Genomic DNA, 20,511 nt, shown 5'->3' with positions numbered 1-20,511 from the left:
GGGATGTTAACAACGATGAAAAAGATGTTTTCAACGACGATTGCAATCAGTCTCTTACTTGGCGTGGCAGCCGGATGCGTTCAGAGGGACGCGAATCTGCAAAACGCAGATGTTAGCACAGAGGAACCTGACGAAATGTCGGAGAACATCAGGATCGATATGGTGATCGCATCCTGGAAGGGCGGAGGATGGCCGGATAACAATCATCCTACGATCAAGTATATCAATCATAAATTCAATGTGGACTTGCAAATTCAATGGGTTCCCAACGCAAACTACGCCGAGAAGCTCAATGTCATTGCAGCGTCGGGCAAAATGCCCGATGTGATCCGGATCGACAGTCCCAATTTATTCCTGAAATGGGCGAATCAAGGCGTGTTTCTCGATATCCAGCCGTATTTGCCGCAATATCCGCAATTGAAACGGATCTCCAGCCCGGAGGAATGGGGCATCTTGAATCCCAAAGGGAAAATATACGGCATCCCGATTCACGCCACGTCCCAAAATACGATTTATGTCCGCGCCGATTGGCTCCATAATCTCGGCATCGAGTTGCCCGGTAACGACGAATTTACGATCGACCGATTTTATGAAATGGCGAAAGCTTTTACCACGCAAGACCCGGATGGCAACGGTAAGCAGGATACCGTGGGATTCTCCGTGCTTGGCAACTCGATTCATATGGGAATGCCGGAGCTGCTGGCATCGTTCGGCATAGCTAACGGCTGGCAAGAAAAGGACGGACAGCTCATTCCGACGCAAATCCAATCCGAGGAGTGGAAGTCTTTTCTCACTTTCATGAGAAAAGCATATGAGGAAGGCGTCCTTGACAAAGACTTCATGACCAACACGAACTTCAATGAAAAGTATGCTCAGGGGAAAGTCGGTTTCGCGGATATGCATTACCAATTAAGCCGGCAAACGAATCAGCAGCTTCAATCGATCGCGCCGAATGCCCGGTTCGTCGAACTTTCCCCACCGATCGGGAAGAACGGCATGCGAGGTAATACGACGCCAACGAGCGGCATGATCAAGGTTGTATTGAGCAAAGACGTGAACGAAAAGAAACGCAACCGTATTTTGAGCATGTTCGATTGGTGGGTATCCGCCGAGGGAGAACAGATCATTAAGAACGGGATTGAAGGATACCACTACAAGAAGCTGGCCAACGGCTCCTATGAGATGACCGACGCGTTGAAAGCGGAAGGCGAAGGCCGGCAAAGTCTTCTTTGGAACTGGGTTTTGCGGAGCAATTCGAATACGTTTAACATTTACCGCTGGAGCGATCCCGTTTGGGCGAAGGAAATGGAGCAATCGATCGCCAATGCAGGCAAGTATCCGTATAAAAACGCAGGCGACGCCTATATCGATTCGTCCGCTTCCTTCGCGGAAAAAGGCAAGCCATTGGCCGACAAATTCCAAAAGACGTTGATCGAAATTATCGCCGGCAAAAAGCCTGTGGAAAGCATCGACGATGCAATTGCGCAATGGAAGCGTGACGGCGGGCAGAAAATCATGGATGAAGTCAATGCCGCCTATAAGGCAAATCAATAACTCTGACAAGAAACAACTCCCCAGCGGCCATGAGCTCTCGGAACCGGGGCCGCTTAAATTAGGGTAGTAAGGTTGTGCTTAATCAATACAGGTATCAATCAGGTATTAATAGAAATTAGGGAGGGGTTCGAAGTGGACAAGACGTTTCGTATCGCATTATCGCTGTTTCTCATTCCCGGCATGATCGGGTCTCTTTTCGGATGCAGCAGTAAAGAAGCCGCTGGCCCGAAAAGTCCAAGCGACCAGGCCAATGTAAGGGAGTATAAAGGGGGTCCGGCGGAGCTTGTCGTGCTCGATTACAGCACCGGAACGACGGAAGAACAATTTCAGAAGTTTTTCGTTGAACCGGTGAAAGCCAAATTTCCCGAAATCAATCTCGTTCAAACGAAAGATTCGCTTGAAAAATTGATGACGGCCGGTTCCTTTCCCGATATCATACTGGTCAGCAACGTTTCGTTAATCAATATCCTCGACATGGCCATTCCCGAAGATTTAACGAAGATGATCGAAACGTACAATATCAATCTCGGACAGATCGAACCGGCGGCCGTGCAGCAAACGAAAAAGCTAGGCGATCAAAAGGCGTTTTACGGAATGCCGTTTGCCATGAACTACGGTGCACTGGTGTACAATAAGGACATTTTCGACAAGTTCGGGGTCGCTTATCCGAAAGATGTCATGACGTACGAGGAAGCTCTGGAGCTTGGTAAAAAGCTGACACGGTCTGACGGCGGCACGGACTATATTGGTATCATGCCTCCCGACTTAAGGCAAATGTATTGGCAGTACGGCGTTCCCGTATTTGACCGGGCATCCGGAAAAGCGGTATTGACTACGGATCGTCATGCCAAGGTGTTTTCGCTGCTGCAGCAATTTTATTCCGTCCCCGGCTACGTGGAAAAAGGAAAATTCAGACATTCGACCGACGTCTTTTTCAAGGATCAGCGAATGGCCATGTATACCGGCTGGATTGCCGCCGCTGTCCTTTATTTTAACAAAGCCGGTTCGAGCGATTTGTTCAAATGGGATTTGGCCGCTCACCCGGGGTATAGCGACCGTCCGGGTTTTGGCAAAGAAGTCGACTATCATATGGCTGTCGTCAACAAAGAAAGCAAGTATAAGGAAGCTGCTTACATGGTATTGACGACCTTGTTGAGCGAAGAGGTACAAACGAAGATGAGCAAAGCCGGGAGGGTATCGGTGCTTAAAAATGACGAGATTCGCAAAGCTTTCGGCTCGGACAGCGATTTGTTCAAAGGAAAAAATTTGCAGGCGATCTTCAAAGTGAACCCTTCGCCGCTGCCGGACGCTTCCAAATACGATCCGAAAATTAACGCCATCGTGAACGGGGATGTAAGCCAGGATGTCGCGGTGAAAGGAGTCGATATCAATACGGCGCTGCGCAATGGAGAAGAGAAGGCGAATAAGGAAATGACGATTCAATAACTGCTCCCGCTAGTAAAAGCCCGACTCCGGCTTTCGGCCGAATCGGGCTTTACGTTCGTCGTCTGTAGACGACTGCTGCCGGTATCTTTACTGGTTACGAATGATAAGATAAACGATCAAGCCCATAACCGGGAAGATCAATGTCAAAATCAGCACGAGCAGCGCAAACTCCCGGCTTCGGCCCTTCGATAAACAATCATTGTACGCCCACACGCTTGTAATGATATTCAAGGCAAAAAGGATGAGCATGAATAATAAGCCGACGCCGATAATGGACACCATCAATATCACCGCCCTTTATCTATATAAAGTTCATACGAAGGCGAAATGAGAACGTTTCGGCCGGTTACATTTATCCGCTATAACTGTTATACGCTGCTGCTTCGAAAAGGAATAGTCACTGAATGGCTAATTATGTATAATAACAAATGAAATGTAGCTTGTTTGGCGAGAGGAGTCCTTCCGTGCTACGTAACTCCGATTTCGAAATCAGCACACATAACATGGAACTGTGGAAATATGATCAATATTTAAGCGAGTTCGTTCCTGCGGCATCCGATGTTCGCCTGCTCAGCCTGGATGTGTTCGATACGTTGCTGCTTCGGGCGTGCGGCAAGCCGTCAGACGTTTTTTTGCATATCGCGGAAGAAGCGCACCGGCAAGCGGTGCTGCTTCCATCCGTGACTCCAAATGAATTCGCGTCCATGCGGATTTCGGCCGAATCGCAGGCCAGGGATAAGCAGTGGGCCGCGCATAAGCATTCGGAAGTTACGCTTCACGAAATATATGAGCAGTTCCCCTCCCATGTCGGCGACAGGGAGCAATTGCAATTTTTGGAGCTCGAAGCGGAAAAGCGGTATTGCTACTTAAACCCCAACATCGTCTCATTGATGCGATGTTGCCGCAATCAAGGAACGAAAGTTGCGCTCGTCTCCGACATGTATTTATCCGCGGTGCAGATGGCGAACTTATTGGAAGCGGCCGGACTCGACATGACCATGGTCGATCGCATTCTCGTTTCTTCGGAAACGAAGGGCGATAAGGTATCCGGGCGATTGTTCGACACGCTGCTGGCAGCGTTCCCGGCCGTTGATCGTTCCGCTGTGATTCATATTGGCGACAGCTACCGCGCGGACATCATGGGGGCCGAGAGCCGCGGCATTCGTTCCGTTCACTATAACGTCATCCCCGAGACGTTCGAGAGCGCTTATCATTGGGAGTCGATCCGACACGGGGAGGTGCTGCCGGAATTACGGTCGCTTCGCAAACTGGCCGGCGCCTCGCTCGTCTCGGGCGATTACGACGAAAAGCAGCGGCACTTTCATGCGCTTGGCGCCGGGATGTTCGGACCTTTCCTCCAGGCGCTGTGCGACTGGGTTATCGATATATGCGTTCAAGAGAACCGAACGGCGATACATCCGCTTATGCGGGAAGGATACTTGCTTGGACCGATGCTCCAAAGGGCCGTCCGGTTCAGGGGACTGGACATTCAAGTCGTTCCGATTTATGTTTCGAGGCAGGCGGTCTATTTGCCTTCCTTAAGCGGCTTTGGAGAAGCGGAGCTCGAGTCTCTTTTGCAAAAAGGGGTTACGGTGAAAGAAGCTTTCGACTTGCTGCAGATTGAAGACTGCTTTCAGACATTTGCATCGATGCACAACCTTTCTCCCGAAGCGTGCGAACGGGAAGCGGCGAATGCCGACCCGATCCGGGATTTGCTTGCTGCGTATTTGAAGCTTGATCCGGTTTCCGCCGCCATCAACGCAGCGATCGTGAGCGAGAGAACCCGGTTTATCGCCTATCTCCATCAGACTTGCGGCGAAGCGCCGGAGCTTCTTACGCTGGACATCGGATTCCACGGCACGATTCAAACGGGGATCGACGCGATATGCCGGCTGGCGAATAAGGCGATGCGTCCGATTCATCTTCTGGCCGTCGGCACTTCCGGAACTGCCCGGCTGCTGGCGAAGGGACATGACGTGCGCTGCTTTATCGGCAGCAGCGGGGAGCATGCTGATCTTGCTGCGGCGATCTCCCGATCGCCGGCGTTTCTGGAAGAGCTGTCGATGGGCTCGTTCGGCTCGACGCTCCGTTACAGCGAGACCGGCAATCATATAATCGAGCCGGTCACCGCTTCTCTTGACATCGATCCGGAACAGTACCGATACAAGGATGCTTGCCAGGAAGGCATATATGCCTATCAACTATATTACAATTATTTTTGCCGTAACCGGCAAGCCGTATCGGCCGATCATCGCGCCTGGATGCTGCCCTTTCACCGGCTTATCGATCTTCCGACACCGGGAGAGGCGCAATTGCTGGGCGATTTAACGCATCAAGACAATCATGCAACCGAGCAAACTTCGATTTGCGAACCGGTGGATGAAAACTTTTATGCGCATGGCGCGACCGCATTTCTGAATGCGTGCAACTACGGCCCATCCACCTTGAACGTATTTTGGCCGCAAGGCATGGCGGCCCGCCGGTTTCCTTACTATTTATATTTGTACCACTTGCGGCTGAAGGATTCGTTCGGCGGACTTGCCATGTTTGTAAATATGATGCTTCAACTGAAACGCAACCAAATCACGCATGTGCATGTGTACGGACAAGGGGGAATGCTGGATCAAGTGATCGCTTTGCTCTACAATCATGGGTTGACAGCAGATTGTGTTATTGACACGGCTCGTTCGTCCGGCGATCGTCCGTGGGGATCGTTCCGGTACGTTTCGTTAATGGAAGCAAGCAGGACAGGAAATCATGTGTATATCGTCGCATCACTGTGGGATACAGCGCTCAAACAATCCGACATCGAGCGAGCATACGAAGGCTTGCCGGATCGACCCGTCATTTTCACGCCTTCACCTGAAGAGCCGTTTTTCCAATGTTAATCCAATATACGTAACCATGACGAGAGGCAGGTATTTTGAACTATGACAGCACCCAAATATGTGGCCCACCGGGGATATAGCATGATGGCGCCGGAAAATACGATTCCTTCTTTTGAGCTCGCAGGCCGTTCCGGTTTCTGGGGCATCGAATGCGACACTTATTGCACGGTGGACGGAAGGTGGATTGTCCATCACGACCGTACGGTAGACCGGATGACCGACGGCACCGGCAAAGCAAAAGATTTTACTTTCGAAGACATCCGGAAGCTAAAGATCGATTCGGGTCATAATATCGACGACTACCCTGGCTTGAAGGTGCCGACTTTGGAAGAAGTGCTGGACGTATGCAAGCAATACGGGATGCATGCTTTCGTGGAAATCGAGCATTACCACACCGACGCCGATTTGGAATCGCTCCTTGCCATTGTGAAGAACAGCGGCATTTTCGAAAAATGCTGTTTCATTTGCTTCAATGCCGACGATTTGCGCAAAATGCGAAAGCTGAACAGCGAAGTGCCTTTGGGTTATTTGTCGGCTAAGCGCCCGACGCCGGAGGACTTCGAGTTTGTAAAGGAACTGGGCAATGCGTTTCTCGACTACTGCTACAACGAAACGACGTTCAAAGATATCGAAAGATCCCACGAAGCGGGGATCGAAGTATCGGTATGGACCGTAAATACGAAGGAAGAAGCCGGATTGTTCATTAAAGCCGGAGTCGATTACATTACAACCGATACGATGCTTCATGACAATCAAGGATAAGGCTCCATAACATTGATCGTTCAAATTGCTATGGAAAAGCAAAACGCCTCACGGCCTTTAAGGTCGGAGGCGTTTTTTATTCGTGAAGCGCTGTGCGCGAATGAGAGCTTCCATACCGAGTGAAATGCGGCTCGTCAAGTTAAATGATAAACGGAGGAACGGTTCGTCCATCGATATCGGTGAATCCGTATTCATCCGCAAGCTGACCGACCTGCAGCACTTGACCGCTTTTTCGCATCACTTGCGAGTCGCCGGCCAGCGCGCAGACCGCCCGCCCAATATAATACGGCGATTCCGACCGTTCCAGTGCCCTCACTTCCTTCCAATGTTCTTCATCCGTCTTGTAATTCGCCAGTACCAATTCCGTGCGCATCCATCCCGGCGATAAAGCGACAACCGAGATGCCGTCTTTCCGCAGCTCCGTTGCCAAGCCGAATGCCATGCGGCATAACGCGTTTTTGGCTAGGTCATAATAGAAGGTCCCGGTATATTTATCCTGATCGCGGAATGTCGTATGGACGATCAGTCCCGATTGCCGCTCGCGCAGGAGGGGGATGGCATAATGATTCGTAACGAGCTGGGCGCGAACACCGCCATGAAACATCGTATCCCAATGCTGTAAGGGCAGCTCCCAGAAAGGCTTCACCTCCATGGGCAAATCATGCCCTCCCCAGACGTTGTTCACGACAATATGAAGCTGCCCTTGTTCGCGACGAATGCGCTCAACGACCGCCGCCGTTTCCTCGTCTTTCGTGTGATCGCAGCGGCAGGCATAGGCGGTTCCGCCATAAGCGCGAATTTCCGCTGCCGTGTCGTCGATCGTACCCGGGTAATTATGAGTGGAGTTGCCCTTCACGCTTCTTCCGGTTACGTAGACGACGGCTCCGGCTCGGGCCAACTCGATTGCAATGCCTCGTCCCGCGCCTCGGCTCCCGCCGGTTACCAACGCAATCTTACCTTGCAGCCCGTTCATGTCACAACCTCACTTTTCTAAAATGTAAAATGTAAAATGCATGTTTTGATGCAAGTGCGATGATTCTGCTTCATTGTACGAGGTAACGATGACATCCGTTGTCATAGTAAGAAAAGTTTTTCGAAATCATCCGCCTGATCTTTTAAAGACAATTTAAAGATTTGTCATGTAAATAAATGATCCGGTACAATGGCAATATGAACGACAATTGCACTAACGATCCGGAGGGTTGGCGATATGATTCAAGGCTCAATGGATACCGAACAAGTACATGTACATAAGAACAGCATAGCCGTCGGCGTCATTTGTCCCGAAGCTTTTTTCGGTACGGTGTCGGATGTGCTCAAATCGTTTCCGTCGTTTTCTCCGGAAATTTTAAGCTACCGGGACGAGAACGAGGCGCCGGTATTGGCCGAGAAGCTGGCGGAACGGGCGGAGGTGCTGTTCTTCACCGGTCCGATTCCGTACTCACGAGCCAAAGAGCAAATGACATTTCCGATCCCGGCTCATTACGTTCCGATGAACGGAACGGGGTTGTACCGGTCGTTGCTCGACGTACAAATCAAATATGGCGGAGGCATCGCCGTTTCGATCGATACGGTGACGCAGCAGACCGCCGAGCGGTGCGCCAAGGAATTCGGCGAACGGCTGCCGACGCTCGTTTGCATGGCTGAAAGCGTTCGCATGGGACGAGAGGAGATCGTCGAATTTCACAGCCGGATGAACCGTTCCGGACAAACGAGTGTGGCGATCACGGCAATCCGGTCCGTGTCGGAACAATTGACGCGGCTTGGCGTGCCAAACGAATGGATGGTGCCGACGGAGCAGGATATCATCGTCTCTCTGGAAAGGGCGCTGCTTGCTACCGAAACGCGACGCAGCAAAGAATCACAGATGGTGATCGGACTGATCAACATCGACAATTTTTCCCGTACCGCCGAACGTCAGGAATCCGAGCACGATGTGCAGAGGCTGAAGCTCGACATTCACCGCGTGCTGCTCGGTTATGCGGAATCGCTCGATGGGCACTTTACCCATATGGGCGGCGACGAGTATTTGTTTGTGACCACCCGAGGCATCTTCGAACGGGAAACCGGAGGGTACAAACGGATTCCGCTCAACTGGGAGCTGGACAAAACATTGGGGTTGTCGTTAAGCATCGGGATCGGTTTCGGCTACTCCGCCAACCAGGCCGGTACACATGCGCGGATGGCGCTTAGGCAAGCCAAGGAAGCGGGGGGGAATGTCGGTTTTATCGTTCGCGAAGACCGGGGCGTTATCGGACCGCTCGAAATGACGGAGACGTGGAAGCTGGATTTGTCGTTTTTAAGTCCGGAATTATTGAAAAAAGCCGAGCTTGCCGGCATGCATTACAAATATTTGAGCAAGATGGTCGTCGACGTGAGCCGGAGGGGGAAGACGGAATATAAAACGCAGGAGCTTGCCCAACTGCTCGGAGTCACAACCCGAACGGTGCACCGGCTGCTCGTCGTATGGCAGGACGAAGGTTTGGTGCACGTCGTCGGCGAAGAGCGCACGGCGGGGAAAGGACGGCCGAAGCAAATATTCAATATGAGCTTTCTGTCCGATATGGTCCGGAAAAGCATAAGATAAAATCCACATGGGGTGAAGACGATGAGAGCATTTAAATTAGGCATTATTACCGATGAAGTATCGCAGGATTTGGACGAGGTGATCGCTTTTGCCAAGGCGTACCGGCTCGACACGATCGAGATTCGCTCGATCTTCGACAAACCCGCACATACGTTAAGCGATGCGGAAATCGAACAGATCCGTCAGCGGACGGATGCCGAAGGAATGAACGTTTGCGCGTTATCCGCACCGATCTTCAAGTGCGATTTGGATAACGCGGAAGAGCTTGCGCAGCAATTTGCCATCGCGCAGCGGTGCATCGAGGTGGCGAAGAAGCTCGGAGCCGGAATGATTCGTGGCTTCAGCTTTTGGGCGAAAAAGCCGTTTGAAGAGGCGGAGCCCGCCATTGTGGAGCAGCTGCGCAAGATGGCCCGGCTGATGGAAGCGAACGGCCTGCTGCTGATGCTGGAATTCGACCCGAGCGTATACGCCAGCAATGCGCAAAAGACGCGCCGGCTGATCGATCAAGTGAATGAGCCGAATTTGCGCGCCTTGTACGATCCGGGCAACGATCTGTGGGATCCCAAACAGGAAAAGCCGTTTCCCGACGGATATGAGTATTTGAAGGGAACCATTGCGCATATTCATCTGAAGGATGCCGTACGTACGGCGGAAGGTCCGGAAGGCGTCGCCATCGGGCGCGGTGAGGTCGATTACGAAGGGCTGTTCCAAAGGCTCCGGGATGACGGCTACGACGGATACCTTATCGTAGAAACCCATTACCGTCTGACATCCAAGCTGACGGAAGAACAGCTAAAGCGTCCGTCCGGCAGTTCGTTTTCCATCGGCGGAAAAGAAGCGTCGGAGGAATGCATGGAATCGCTGCTTGCAATGAAGTATTTTCACTGATTTCGTATCATAGTTTCATAGTTTTCATACTCGTTACGATGAACAAAGGAGTGATTTTTCGTATGACGCAGCAACCATGGAAATCGTTCAAGGTACAAAATTTACAAGTGGAAGTATATCCCGACCGCCAGACCATGGGATCGGCGGCTGCCGAGCAGGCGATTGCGCGCATCAAGCAGATGCAGCGTGACAAAGGGGAGCTGCGGATGATTTTTGCCGCAGCGCCGTCCCAGAATGAGTTTCTCGCTTCGCTTGTGGCGGCCGAAGGCATCGATTGGTCGAAGATCACGGCGTTTCACATGGACGAATACATCGGTCTGCCGGAAGGGGCACCGCAATCGTTCAGCCGCTTTCTTTGCACCAAACTGTTCGATCTCGTGCGCCCGGGTACGGTTCACTTGATCGACGGGACAAAACCGGCCCAGGAAGAGTGCAAGCGATATGCCGCGCTGCTCGCCGAAAAGCCGATCGATATCGTTTGTCTCGGCATCGGCGAGAACGGACACATCGCCTTTAACGATCCGCCGGTGGCTGATTTCAGCGATCCTTACCTCGTCAAAATCGTGGAGCTGGACCAGGCGTGCCGGCAGCAGCAAGTTAACGACGGATGTTTCCCGGGGCTCGATGACGTCCCTACCCATGCGATAACTTTGACGATTCCGGCGTTGGTGTCCGGGTCCCATCTGTTCTGCATGGTTCCGGGTCCGACGAAACGCCAGGCGGTGACGGAAACGTTGAGCGGCCCGGCAGGCACGCATTGCCCTGCCACCGTGCTTCGCACGCATTCCGATTGCACGCTGTACGTGGATCAAGATTCATGCGATTACGAAAGGTGGACGTGATTGCCGGTGGGACAGCCAATATCGGTCAAAGGCAGACATTATAAGACAGGACAGCCGGTTGAAGTTACGATGGAGGAAGGACGGATCACCGGCATATTGCCGTGGGCTGCGGACGAACCGGTAAGCGGCATCGCCTGGGTCGGCCCGGGACTCGTCGATCTACAGCTCAACGGGTATCGGTCAATGGATTTTAACGCGCAGCCGATTCCGTCAGGCACGACGCACAAGGTTACGCGCGCTTTATGGAAAGAAGGCGTCACCGCCTATTTTCCGACAGTCATTACCGGAAGCGACGAACGAATCGAATCGGCGGTTGCCGCGATCGCTGCCGAAACGGAAGAAGATCCCATCACGCGGTCGTGCGTGGCGGGCATCCATCTGGAGGGGCCGTTCATTTCCCCGGAAGACGGGGCGAGAGGCGCGCATAACAAAGCCTATGTAAAAGCGCCCGACTGGGATTTGATGCAGCGCTGGCAGGAAGCGGCGCGCGGCTTAATCCGCATCGTCACCGTCTCGCCGGAGTGGCCCGAGTCGTCCGAATTCATCCGGCGCTGTGCCGATGCAGGCATCGTCGTGTCCGTTGGGCATACGAACGCGACGCCGGAACAAATCCGTTCCGCAGCCGAAGCGGGGGCGACGATGGTTACCCACTTCGGCAACGGCGCGCATCCCATGCTGCCGAGGCATCCCAACTATTTGTGGGAACAGCTGGCGAGCGAACCGCTGTGGGCTTGCGTCATTGCCGACGGCTTCCACCTTCCGGACGCGGTGTTGAAGGTGGTCCGGAAAGTCAAGGAAGAGCGTATGCTGCTCGTCAGCGACGCCGTCTCTTTGAGCGGCATGCCGCCCGGCGCCTACGATATGCCTGTAGGCGGCCAGGTCGTACTGACCGAAGAAGGGCGGCTGCACCTGGCACACGATCCGAGGCTGCTGGCCGGCTCTGCGCAGCTTCTGCCTTGGGGTATCTCCCACCTGATCCGCAAGGGTATTTGCGATCTGGCCGGCGCATGGGATGCGGCATCCGTGCATCCGGCGGCGAAGCTCGGTCTTCCTTCTGCCCAGGGGCTGCAGACCGGAGCGCCGGCCGATCTCGCCGTTATGGAATGGGACGGCAGCTTCCTTCGTCCGTCGGCCGTTTATAAAGCGGGAGAGAAGCAATACGGTTAAAGTTTCATTCGAAAAAGAGGAGCGTTGATCATGAATATAACGTCAATCGAACAATTGGAAAGTAAGCTTGCCGAACCGTCGGAAGCGTTGGTGCGGGACATTGCGCAAATCGACGGCGACATCATGCTTCTCGGCGTCGGCGGTAAAATGGGACCGAGTCTGGCCAGGCTGGCCATGAATGCACTGAAGCTCGCCGGGGTGCAAAAAACGGTATGGGGCGTTTCGCGTTTTTCCGAAAAAGGGCTTAAGGAGCAGCTCGAGCGGGAAGGGGTGCGCACGATCGCCTGCGACCTTCTCGACGACCGTCAGGTCGAGCAGCTTCCCGACGTCAAGAACATCATTTATATGGCCGGCAACAAGTTCGGCACGACGGGACGGGAATATTTCACTTGGGCGATGAACTCGTACTTGCCGGGCCGGGTCGCGGAAAAATTTCGCCAGTCGCGGATTGTCGTCTTTTCCTCGGGCAATATTTATCCTTTCACCCCTGTTGCTTCCGGAGGCGCAACCGAAGCGACAGCGCCGGCACCGGTCGGCGAATACGGCCAGTCGACGCTCGGGCGTGAGCGGGTATTTGAATTTTTTTCGCATAAATATGAAATCCCGATGGTGATTTACAGATTAAATTATGCGATTGACTTGCGTTACGGCGTACTGCTGGAAGTGGCGAAGGCCGTCAAGTCCGGAAGTCCGGTCGATGTGACGATGGGGCATGCCAACTGCATCTGGCAAGGAGATGCCAACGAAATCGCGCTGCGCAGCTTGAATGTGTGCTCGAACCCGCCGAACGTGATCAATGTAACCGGCCCGGAAACGATGTCGATGCGATGGATTGCGCAGCAATTCGGCAAGCGGTTCGGCGTCGAGCCGGTGATTACCGGGCATGAATCGGATACGGCGCTGCTCAATAATGCCGCCAAATCGTTCCAGTTGTTCGGATACCCGAGGGTTTCCCTGCTGCAAATGATCGATTGGATCGCCGCGTGGGTTGAGCAAGGGGGAGAGACCTTGAACAAACCGACGCATTTTCAGGAGCGGGAGGGGAAATTTTAATGACACAGCGCAGAGAGTTATCGGCCGAGAAGCTGCAGGCGCTGCGTGAGGGGCTGGTCATCCCGGCCCATCCGCTCGCGCTGAATAGCTCGCGTCAGCTGGACGAACGTCGCCAGCGCGCTTTGACGCGCTACTACTTGGCGTCGGGAGCCGGCGGCGTCGCGGTCGGCGTCCATACGACGCAGTTCGAAATTCGGGACAAAGAAGTAGGCTTGCTCGAGCCGGTTCTGCGAATGGCCGCGGAGGAAGTGGACCGGGCGCAGCCCACGAGGCCTTTTCTCAAAGTCGCCGGCGTTTGCGGACCTACCGAGCAGGCGCTTGCCGAAGCGGAGCTCGCCGCATTGCTTGGCTACGACGCAGGATTGCTCAGTATGGGCGGGTTGAAGGATTGGTCGGAGGAAGAACTGCTGCGCCGCACGGAAGCGGTAGCCGCCGTCATTCCCGTGATCGGCTTTTACTTGCAGCCCTCGGTCGGCGGACGCATATTCAGCTTTGACTTTTGGCGCAAATTCGCCGAAATTCCGGGCATCGTCGCGATCAAGATCGCGCCGTTCAACCGATATCAGACGATCGACGTCATCCGCGCCGTCTGCTATTCGAGCCGCAGGGACGAAATTGCGCTTTATACGGGCAATGACGACAACATCGTAAACGATTTGCTGTCGGTGTACCGGTTTCAGGTGGACGGGGCGACGGTCGAAAAGCGGATCGTCGGCGGCCTGCTCGGTCACTGGGCGGTATGGACGCAAAAGGCGGTCGAACTGCTTGAAGAGATCAAGCGGGCGCGTACGGAATCTTCCATCGATGCAACGTGGCTTACGCGCAATATCGAGGTCACCGATACGAACGCGGCGTTCTTCGACCCGGCTCATGCGTTCGCCGGATGCATTGCTGGCATTCACGAAGTGCTGCGGCGGCAAGGGCTGCTGGAGGGAACGTGGTGCCTGAATCCGGAGGAAACGATGTCTCCGGGGCAACCGGAGGAAATTGACCGGATGTACCGCGATTATCCGCATTTGCACGACGACGCGTTCGTCCGCGCACATCTCGCAGAGTGGCTGCGTTAATCAGGAAAGCGAGGCGTCAAGATGCGCTTCAAGGATGTGTTTTCGATTATCGGTCCCGCCATGGTGGGACCTTCCAGTTCGCATACCGCAGGAGCGGTCAGGCTCGGCCGGATCGCCCGCAGCCTGCTCGATGCGGAGCCGCAATGGGCCGAGATCGGGCTCTTCGGCTCTTTCGCGGATACGTATCGCGGGCATGGAACCGATCTGGCGCTGATTGGCGGGCTTCTCGGGTATGACCCTGACGATGCCCGCCTCGTTCGTTCGGCGGAAGAAGCCCGGCAGGCCGGTTTGCAGGTTACGATCGCGCCTAGCCATGGACTGGCTGCCCACCCGAATACGGCGGAAATCCGGCTTGGCGCCGCGGATTCTGTCATCACCGTTCGCGGCGCGTCCATCGGCGGAGGCAATGTCGAAATCGAACGCGTGAACGAGTTCGACGTGCGGTTTACCGGCAGCTATCCGACGCTGCTCGTGTTCCATGCCGACCGCAAAGGGATGATCGCCGAGATTACGGGCCTGTTAAGCGGCAGCGGCATCAATATCGGCAGCATGGACGTCGACCGGGCAGGCCGGAACGGCAATGCACTGACGGTGATTGAATCGGACTTGGTGGTGCCGGCATCCCTGCTTTCGAGCATCGCCGCCTTGCCCGACGTTCAGACGGTAAGGATGATCGATATTATGGAGGGAATGCGATGAGATTTCGGACGCTCAAGCAGCTAGCCCGTTTGTGCGAAGACGAGGGGAAGCCGATTTCGCAGCTCATGCTCGACGAGCAGGCGAGGGAGTCCGGCCGGACCGCCGATCAGGAATTTGCCAAGATGGCATCGTATTATGACATTATGAAAGAAGCGGTCCGCAAAGGCTTAACGGAGCCGACGCGTTCACGCAGTGGATTGACCGGCTTCGATGCGCAGCGCATGTCGGCTTATGCCGCAGGCAGCGAGCCGCTGCTTGGGGAAGCGAGCGCGCTATCGCTCGCCTATGCGCTTGCGGTTTCCGAGGTGAACGCTTCGATGGGACGCATCGTTGCCACGCCGACGGCAGGCTCGTGCGGCATTATTCCCGGGTCGTTCGTCAGCGTGCAGGAACGATTCGGTTGGCGCGACGAACATATGGTCGCCGGTTTATTCTGTGCCGGGGCCATCGGCTACGTGATCGCGAACAACTCGTTCGTGTCCGGGGCCGAAGGCGGCTGCCAAGCGGAGGTCGGGTCGGCGATCGGCATGGCCGCCGGAGCTTTGGTCGAGTTGCGCGGAGGGACGCCGCAGCAGGCGGTTCACGCCGTAGGCTTGGCGCTGAAAAATACGCTTGGCCTCATCTGCGACCCGGTCGGCGGCCTGGTCGAAATTCCGTGCATCGTCCGCAACGGCTTCGGGTCGGTGACCGCGCTGGCGGCTGCCGATATGGCGCTGGCAGGCGTGCGCAGCGTCATTCCGTCGGACGAAGTGATCCAGGTAATGCTGGAAGTAGGAGGCAGCATGCCGGAGAAGCATCGCGAGACGGCGAAGGGCGGACTTGCGCAAACGCCGACCGGGCGGAGGATCATGAAGGATCTGTACGGCAAAGACGGCGCTGCCAGAGGGACGTCCGGAACCGCAGCGTCCGGGACAACACAGTCCGAAACGTATGGAGCGGCGGAAGCCGGGACAGCAAGAACAGCGCGGTCCGGAACTTCGGAAGCAGAGCAAGCCGAGACGGCGAAAGCGGCGCAGCTCGAAACATTGGGGGCAACACAGCCCGAAACGCCGAGATCAGCGCGAACCGCATCATCCGGCGCAGATCAAAGGGAATCATCCGATCCTGCACACTGACAGCGGCATCTCGCAAGATGCGGATCGTCCGAGATCGGCCGCCGATTCGAAAGGGGAATCATCATGAAATCGTTAGCGGAAAACCTGCTGCTGCAGGGCAAAGAGCTGGAGGATAAGCTGACGGCGTTTCGCCGGGACTTGCACCGCTTCCCGGAGCTCAGCGAGAATGAAGCGGAAACGGCGCGCAAGGTGGCGGCCGAGCTGCGCAAGCTCGGCTATTCGCCGACCACTGGCGTCGGAGGACACGGCGTTGTGGCGGAGATAGCCGGAGAACGTCCCGGCCCCGTCATTGCGCTGCGCGCCGATATGGATGCGCTTCCGATCCAGGAAGAGACCGGGCTGCCATACGCCTCAGCCCGTCCTGGAGTAATGCACGCCTGCGGCCACGACGGACATACGGCCATGCTGCTCGGAGCCGCCGAGCTGATCATGCGCAACCGGGACCGATTGGCCGGCTCCGTCCGGCTGCTGTTTCAGTCCGCGGAAGAAATCAATGCGGGAGCGAAAGCGATGATCGCGGACGGCGTACTTGAAGGCGTCAGCGAAATATACGGGCTGCACAACCTTCCGACGCTGCCCGCCGGGCAAATGGCCATCCGGTACGGCGCATTAATGGGATCCGTCGACCGGATCGAATTGACGCTGGAAGGCAAGGGAGGCCACGGAGCCATTCCGGACCAAAGCATCGATCCGATTGTGGCCGCATCGGCGATTGTGATGGGGCTGCAGACGGCCGTGTCACGTGAATTGTCGCCATTCGAGCCTGCGGTCGTCACGATCGGCAGCATTCATGCCGGCGAGGCGAATAATGTCATTCCGCATCAGGCGAAACTGACGGGAACTGTACGTACGTTCTCCGAAGCGGCGAAGGAATCGATGCCCAAAAGACTCGAGCGTCTGATCGGCGGAATCGCCCAGGCATACCGGTGCAAGGTAGATTTGCGGTATATTCCTCAAACGGCCGTGCTCGTCAATCACGATGGTCCGGCGCGTTACGTGGAACGAACCGCGGACCTCGTATTAGGTGAGCACAACCGGAAGACGGCGGAGCCGACGATGGCCGGCGAAGACTTTTCCGAATATTTGCTGCATGTGCCCGGCGCTTTCTTCTGGCTCGGTTCCGGGCCCGATCGCGATGCGGATCGCGCATACGGTCTGCATCATCCGAAATTTACGCTGAACGAGGCTTGTCTGCCTTACGGTGCGGCGCTGCTGGCGGCCATCCCGTTATTGCGGAACGAGTAGCCGCAAGCCCGAAAGTGGGTACGACGAACCGTTGGCGATACATGGCGGCGGTTTATAATCGTACGTCTTTCGAAGACAATGGACAAAGGGGTGTCGCTTCATGGAACATTTGGAAACGGTCTATAGCAGCGATTACGCGGAGCACCGCAAAATCGATCTTTTTTTGCCGGAGAGCCCGAACGGCGCCTGCCTGTTCTTTATTCACGGGGGAGGCTGGTCCGCCGGCAATAAGCAGCAGTGGCACGGCGTAGCCAAATACTTCTGCGAACGGGGCTACGTTTGCGCATCGGCGGGATACCGATTGGCTCCGGACTATGTTTTTCCAAGCCAGCTGGAGGACGTGCGGCTTGCGATGCAGTTTGTGAAACAGCAAGCCGGACGATACGGCTATGCTCCCGATGCCGTGGCCGTCGTAGGTTCTTCGGCCGGCGGCCATTTGGCGGCGATGCTGGCGACGGTGCCGGAAGACGACCCGCTGGGCGCGACGGCGGAATTGACGAACGCCGATACCGTTCCCCGGGCGGCCATCTGTTACTGTCCGGTAACGACGCTGTTCATTAAGCGCGATTTTGTGAACGTGTTCATGGCGGCAACCGCGGAAGCGGAACCGGAGCTGTTCCGTACGGCATCTCCGGTGCATCGCGTACATCGGATGAAAGGCGGTTTGCCCCCCTTCCTGTTTATTCAAGGGGATAACGACCCGACGACAACGCTTGCGGATACGTCCGAAATGTGCCACCGGATCAATGCGAGCGGCGGGAACGCCGATCTGATCGTACTGCCGGGCGTGAAGCACGGGTTCGGCTACGGTACGGATACGCCTGCGCAGCGGCTCAGCGTTCGGCATATCGAATTATTTTTGCAAAAACACGGTCTATAAGTCGATCTTATCAACAAAAAAATTTGAAATTCCTCTCTTCGTGCCAACGTATTTTTCGACATTTTATCGCAACCCGAAACCATTGTACTCGCTTACAAAGCAGGATATGCTAGGGAACAGAATGATACTTAAGTGCATGAAGAGAGGGGTAGTCACAGATGGAGAAAAAGAGAACGCTGTTGGTTTCTTTGCTGTTGCTCGCAGTCATTGCGGCGGGCTGCAGCGGAGGCGCTCCGGCGAATCCCGGCAACAAGCCTGCAGGAGACAAAGCGGGCGGGCCGACGAACGCCAAGTTCAAAAACGATCCGGTCGACATCACGTTTTACTTGACGAGCAACAACATTACGGAAGAGAAATTCATGGAGCAGTACGGCAGCAAAATCAAGGAAAAGCTGCCTCACATCAACGTCAAATACATCATGCAAAAGGACAGCAAAACATTGCCGGAGCTGCTGACGGCCGGACAGTCGTTCGATATTATGATCAGTTCCGTCGGGCTCACGCAAAACTTTTTGACGACATACGATCTGCAATACGACATTAGCGATTTAATCAAGAAATACAATTTCGACATCGGCAAGCTCGAACCGAGTACGGTCGAAATCCAGAAAGGCTTTGCGAACGGCGGCATTTACGGGATGCCTGTAAGCACCACTTCCGGCGCGCTGTTCTACAACAAAGATTTGTTCGATAAATTCGGCGTTGCGTATCCGAAAGACGGCATGACTTGGGACGAATTGTACGAACTGGCCCGGAAAATGACGCGCAACGAAGGCGGCGTTCAGTACAAAGGGCTGACAATGTCTTTCCAGCATTTGCTGCTGCTTGACCAAAACTCGGTCAATCCGCTCGATCCGAAGACGTTCAAGACGAATATTACGAGCGAAGATTTCAAGAAGTCATTCGAGAACTTGGCCCGGTTCTTCAAAATCCCCGGGAATGAAGTGCCGGGAACGAAATATGCACTGGCGACCCAGACCGATCCGTTCCTGAAAAATATGACAGCCGCCATGTACGCATCGTTAAGTGGAACGCGGCCGGAGGGAATGAACTGGGACGTCGTGCAGCTTCCGTTCCTCAAAGAAAAGCCCGGAATCGGGCCGCAATCGTATCCGACGTATTTCTACATCACGCAGACAAGCAAGAACAAGGATGCAGCGTTCCAGGTGCTCGACTACATTGCGTCCGAAGACTTCCAGAAATACATGGTTAGAGCGGGATCCGCGAATACGATATTGAAGGATGGGTCGAAGTTGGCCGCCGACCTAGGAGTGGACGATCCGAAGCTGAAAGGGAAAAACATTAAGTCGTTGTTCCCGCAAACGTATGCGGCGCCGACGATCAAGACGAAATACCAAAGCTTCGTCGAGACCGAGCTGTTCACGGCGCTGATGGATTATCAGAAGGGCACGGACGCCAATACGGCTCTCCGGGCGGCGGCGGAACGCGCCGACAGCAAGATTCAAGCCGAGATGAAAAAATAATCGCAAGCGCAGCGAAGGGCTGTTTCAATCCCCATTGAGACAGCCCTCATGCCTTGAATGTACGATAAACCGTTATGGAGGGATAAACCGTGAACGATCAAGCATCCGCTAAGGCGGGGAAGACGGAAGCTGCTTGCATATACAGCAGCAAGGAAGCGTGGGACGCCGCCCTGAACGTCAATCAGAAAGACAGACCCGAATTTCAATATGTGGAACTCGATCCATCGCTCGAGCATGTGCTGCTGATCGGCGACTCCATCTCGATGGGATACACGATACCGGTTCGACAAGCGTTAGCGGGGAAAGCGAACGTATGCCGCATACCTGTAAACGGCGGAGACTCGGCCCGGGGGCTGCAATGGCTCGATAAGTGGCTCGGAAGCAAGAAGTGGCGGATCATTCATTTCAACTGGGGCTTGCACGATCTGAAATATTTGCAGGACGGCGCGCTCGATCTTGCCGGTCGTCTGGTAAGTACGCCGGAGCAATACGAACAACATCTGCGCACGCTTGCTACAAGGCTGCAGCAGACCGGTGCCCGTCTCATATGGGCGTCAACTACACCCGTACCGGAAGGCGCGGTCGGGCGTGTACCCGGTTCGGAGCTGACGTATAACGACCGTGCGGCGAAGGTGATGAATGAGCTCGGGATCGCCGTCAACGACTTGCATGGGCATGTGGCCGACCGGCTTGACGGGAACCAGCTTCCGCGCAATGTACATTTTACCGACGAAGGATACGCACTGCTCGGGGCAAAAGTAACGGAATTGATCGAGCAGCAGCTTCAAACCGATCAGTAGAAAACCCACACTTGTTTCGAGAATGGTTATAGGA

The 20,511-nt window shown here is 54.9% G+C and carries 17 protein-coding genes and 1 pseudogene; 16 read left to right on the top strand and 2 right to left on the bottom strand.

What is annotated here, in order from left to right; translation table 11 throughout:
* Positions 1-15: 15 nt before the first annotated feature.
* Together ACFQI7_RS03130 and ACFQI7_RS03125 are read left to right on the top strand one after the other, a co-directional pair.
* Positions 16-1,554: an extracellular solute-binding protein gene (locus ACFQI7_RS03130; RefSeq protein WP_218096938.1), complete on the top strand. Its 1,539-nt coding sequence runs from the start codon at positions 16-18 to the stop codon at positions 1,552-1,554.
* 132 nt (positions 1,555-1,686) lie between these two features.
* On the top strand, positions 1,687-3,000 hold the full coding sequence (locus ACFQI7_RS03125; RefSeq protein ID WP_218096937.1) for an ABC transporter substrate-binding protein: 1,314 nt from the start codon (positions 1,687-1,689) through the stop codon (positions 2,998-3,000).
* 87 nt (positions 3,001-3,087) lie between these two features.
* On the opposite strand, the gene ACFQI7_RS03120 is transcribed toward ACFQI7_RS03125, so the two are convergent.
* Positions 3,088-3,282 carry a PLDc N-terminal domain-containing protein gene (locus tag ACFQI7_RS03120; RefSeq protein ID WP_218096936.1) on the bottom strand — a complete coding sequence of 65 codons (195 nt, stop codon included), beginning with the start codon at positions 3,280-3,282 and terminating at the stop codon, positions 3,088-3,090.
* Between the two features lie 182 nt (positions 3,283-3,464).
* Between ACFQI7_RS03120 and ACFQI7_RS03115 the strand changes: the two genes are divergently transcribed.
* Both ACFQI7_RS03115 and ACFQI7_RS03110 read left to right on the top strand, forming a co-directional pair.
* Positions 3,465-5,888, top strand: coding sequence for an HAD family hydrolase (locus ACFQI7_RS03115; RefSeq protein WP_218096935.1), 2,424 nt, complete (start codon positions 3,465-3,467; stop codon positions 5,886-5,888).
* A gap of 42 nt (positions 5,889-5,930) precedes the next feature.
* Positions 5,931-6,650 carry a glycerophosphodiester phosphodiesterase gene (locus tag ACFQI7_RS03110; RefSeq protein ID WP_218096934.1) on the top strand — a complete coding sequence of 240 codons (720 nt, stop codon included), beginning with the start codon at positions 5,931-5,933 and terminating at the stop codon, positions 6,648-6,650.
* 139 nt (positions 6,651-6,789) lie between these two features.
* Here ACFQI7_RS03110 and ACFQI7_RS03105 read toward each other — a convergent pair whose 3' ends face one another.
* On the bottom strand, positions 6,790-7,623 hold the full coding sequence (locus tag ACFQI7_RS03105) for an SDR family NAD(P)-dependent oxidoreductase (protein WP_218096933.1): 834 nt from the start codon (positions 7,621-7,623) through the stop codon (positions 6,790-6,792).
* Positions 7,624-7,860: 237 nt separating this feature from the next.
* Here ACFQI7_RS03105 and ACFQI7_RS03100 point away from each other — a divergent pair, with 237 nt between their 5' ends.
* The 12 genes and pseudogenes from ACFQI7_RS03100 (at position 7,861) to ACFQI7_RS03045 (ending at position 20,477) form a co-directional block, all read left to right on the top strand.
* Complete coding sequence (locus ACFQI7_RS03100) at positions 7,861-9,237, top strand: GGDEF domain-containing protein (RefSeq protein WP_230414602.1); 1,377 nt, start codon at positions 7,861-7,863, stop codon at positions 9,235-9,237.
* Between the two features lie 21 nt (positions 9,238-9,258).
* A complete protein-coding gene (locus ACFQI7_RS03095) occupies positions 9,259-10,125 on the top strand; it encodes a sugar phosphate isomerase/epimerase family protein (RefSeq protein ID WP_218096932.1) in 867 nt (288 codons plus the stop codon).
* Between the two features lie 62 nt (positions 10,126-10,187).
* Positions 10,188-10,967, top strand: coding sequence for a glucosamine-6-phosphate deaminase (locus tag ACFQI7_RS03090; RefSeq protein ID WP_218096931.1), 780 nt, complete (start codon positions 10,188-10,190; stop codon positions 10,965-10,967).
* A 6-nt stretch (positions 10,968-10,973) separates the two neighbouring features.
* Positions 10,974-12,134 carry an N-acetylglucosamine-6-phosphate deacetylase gene (locus tag ACFQI7_RS03085; protein ID WP_230414601.1) on the top strand — a complete coding sequence of 387 codons (1,161 nt, stop codon included), beginning with the start codon at positions 10,974-10,976 and terminating at the stop codon, positions 12,132-12,134.
* A 36-nt stretch (positions 12,135-12,170) separates the two neighbouring features.
* Complete coding sequence (locus ACFQI7_RS03080) at positions 12,171-13,187, top strand: NAD-dependent epimerase/dehydratase family protein (protein WP_218097000.1); 1,017 nt, start codon at positions 12,171-12,173, stop codon at positions 13,185-13,187.
* Positions 13,187-14,254 (top strand): dihydrodipicolinate synthase family protein, encoded by a 1,068-nt coding sequence (locus ACFQI7_RS03075; protein ID WP_218096930.1) that lies wholly within the window; start codon positions 13,187-13,189, stop codon positions 14,252-14,254. The genes ACFQI7_RS03080 and ACFQI7_RS03075 overlap by 1 nt, the downstream gene beginning before the upstream one ends.
* 21 nt (positions 14,255-14,275) lie before the next feature.
* A complete protein-coding gene (sdaAB, locus tag ACFQI7_RS03070; protein ID WP_218096929.1) occupies positions 14,276-14,953 on the top strand; it encodes an L-serine ammonia-lyase, iron-sulfur-dependent subunit beta in 678 nt (225 codons plus the stop codon).
* A pseudogene (sdaAA, locus tag ACFQI7_RS03065) lies at positions 14,950-15,858 on the top strand (L-serine ammonia-lyase, iron-sulfur-dependent, subunit alpha); the annotation flags it as partial. The gene sdaAB and the pseudogene sdaAA, both read left to right, overlap by 4 nt.
* 273 nt (positions 15,859-16,131) lie before the next feature.
* Entirely contained in the window at positions 16,132-17,313 is a 1,182-nt protein-coding gene (locus tag ACFQI7_RS03060; protein ID WP_218096927.1) for a M20 metallopeptidase family protein, read from the top strand.
* Between the two features lie 100 nt (positions 17,314-17,413).
* Positions 17,414-18,193, top strand: coding sequence for an alpha/beta hydrolase (locus ACFQI7_RS03055; RefSeq protein WP_218096926.1), 780 nt, complete (start codon positions 17,414-17,416; stop codon positions 18,191-18,193).
* 158 nt (positions 18,194-18,351) lie between these two features.
* Positions 18,352-19,677 carry an ABC transporter substrate-binding protein gene (locus ACFQI7_RS03050; RefSeq protein WP_218096925.1) on the top strand — a complete coding sequence of 442 codons (1,326 nt, stop codon included), beginning with the start codon at positions 18,352-18,354 and terminating at the stop codon, positions 19,675-19,677.
* Between the two features lie 89 nt (positions 19,678-19,766).
* The gene (locus tag ACFQI7_RS03045) at positions 19,767-20,477 is read left to right on the top strand and encodes an SGNH/GDSL hydrolase family protein (protein WP_218096924.1); all 711 of its coding nucleotides are present in this window, start codon (positions 19,767-19,769) and stop codon (positions 20,475-20,477) included.
* Positions 20,478-20,511 lie beyond the last annotated feature (34 nt).

Source organism: Paenibacillus allorhizosphaerae (assembly GCF_042659105.1).
Lineage (GTDB): Bacteria > Bacillota > Bacilli > Paenibacillales > NBRC-103111 > Paenibacillus_G > Paenibacillus_G allorhizosphaerae.
The sequence above is the reverse complement of the archived record's forward strand: the minus strand, read 5'-3'. Positions and strand labels throughout refer to the sequence as shown.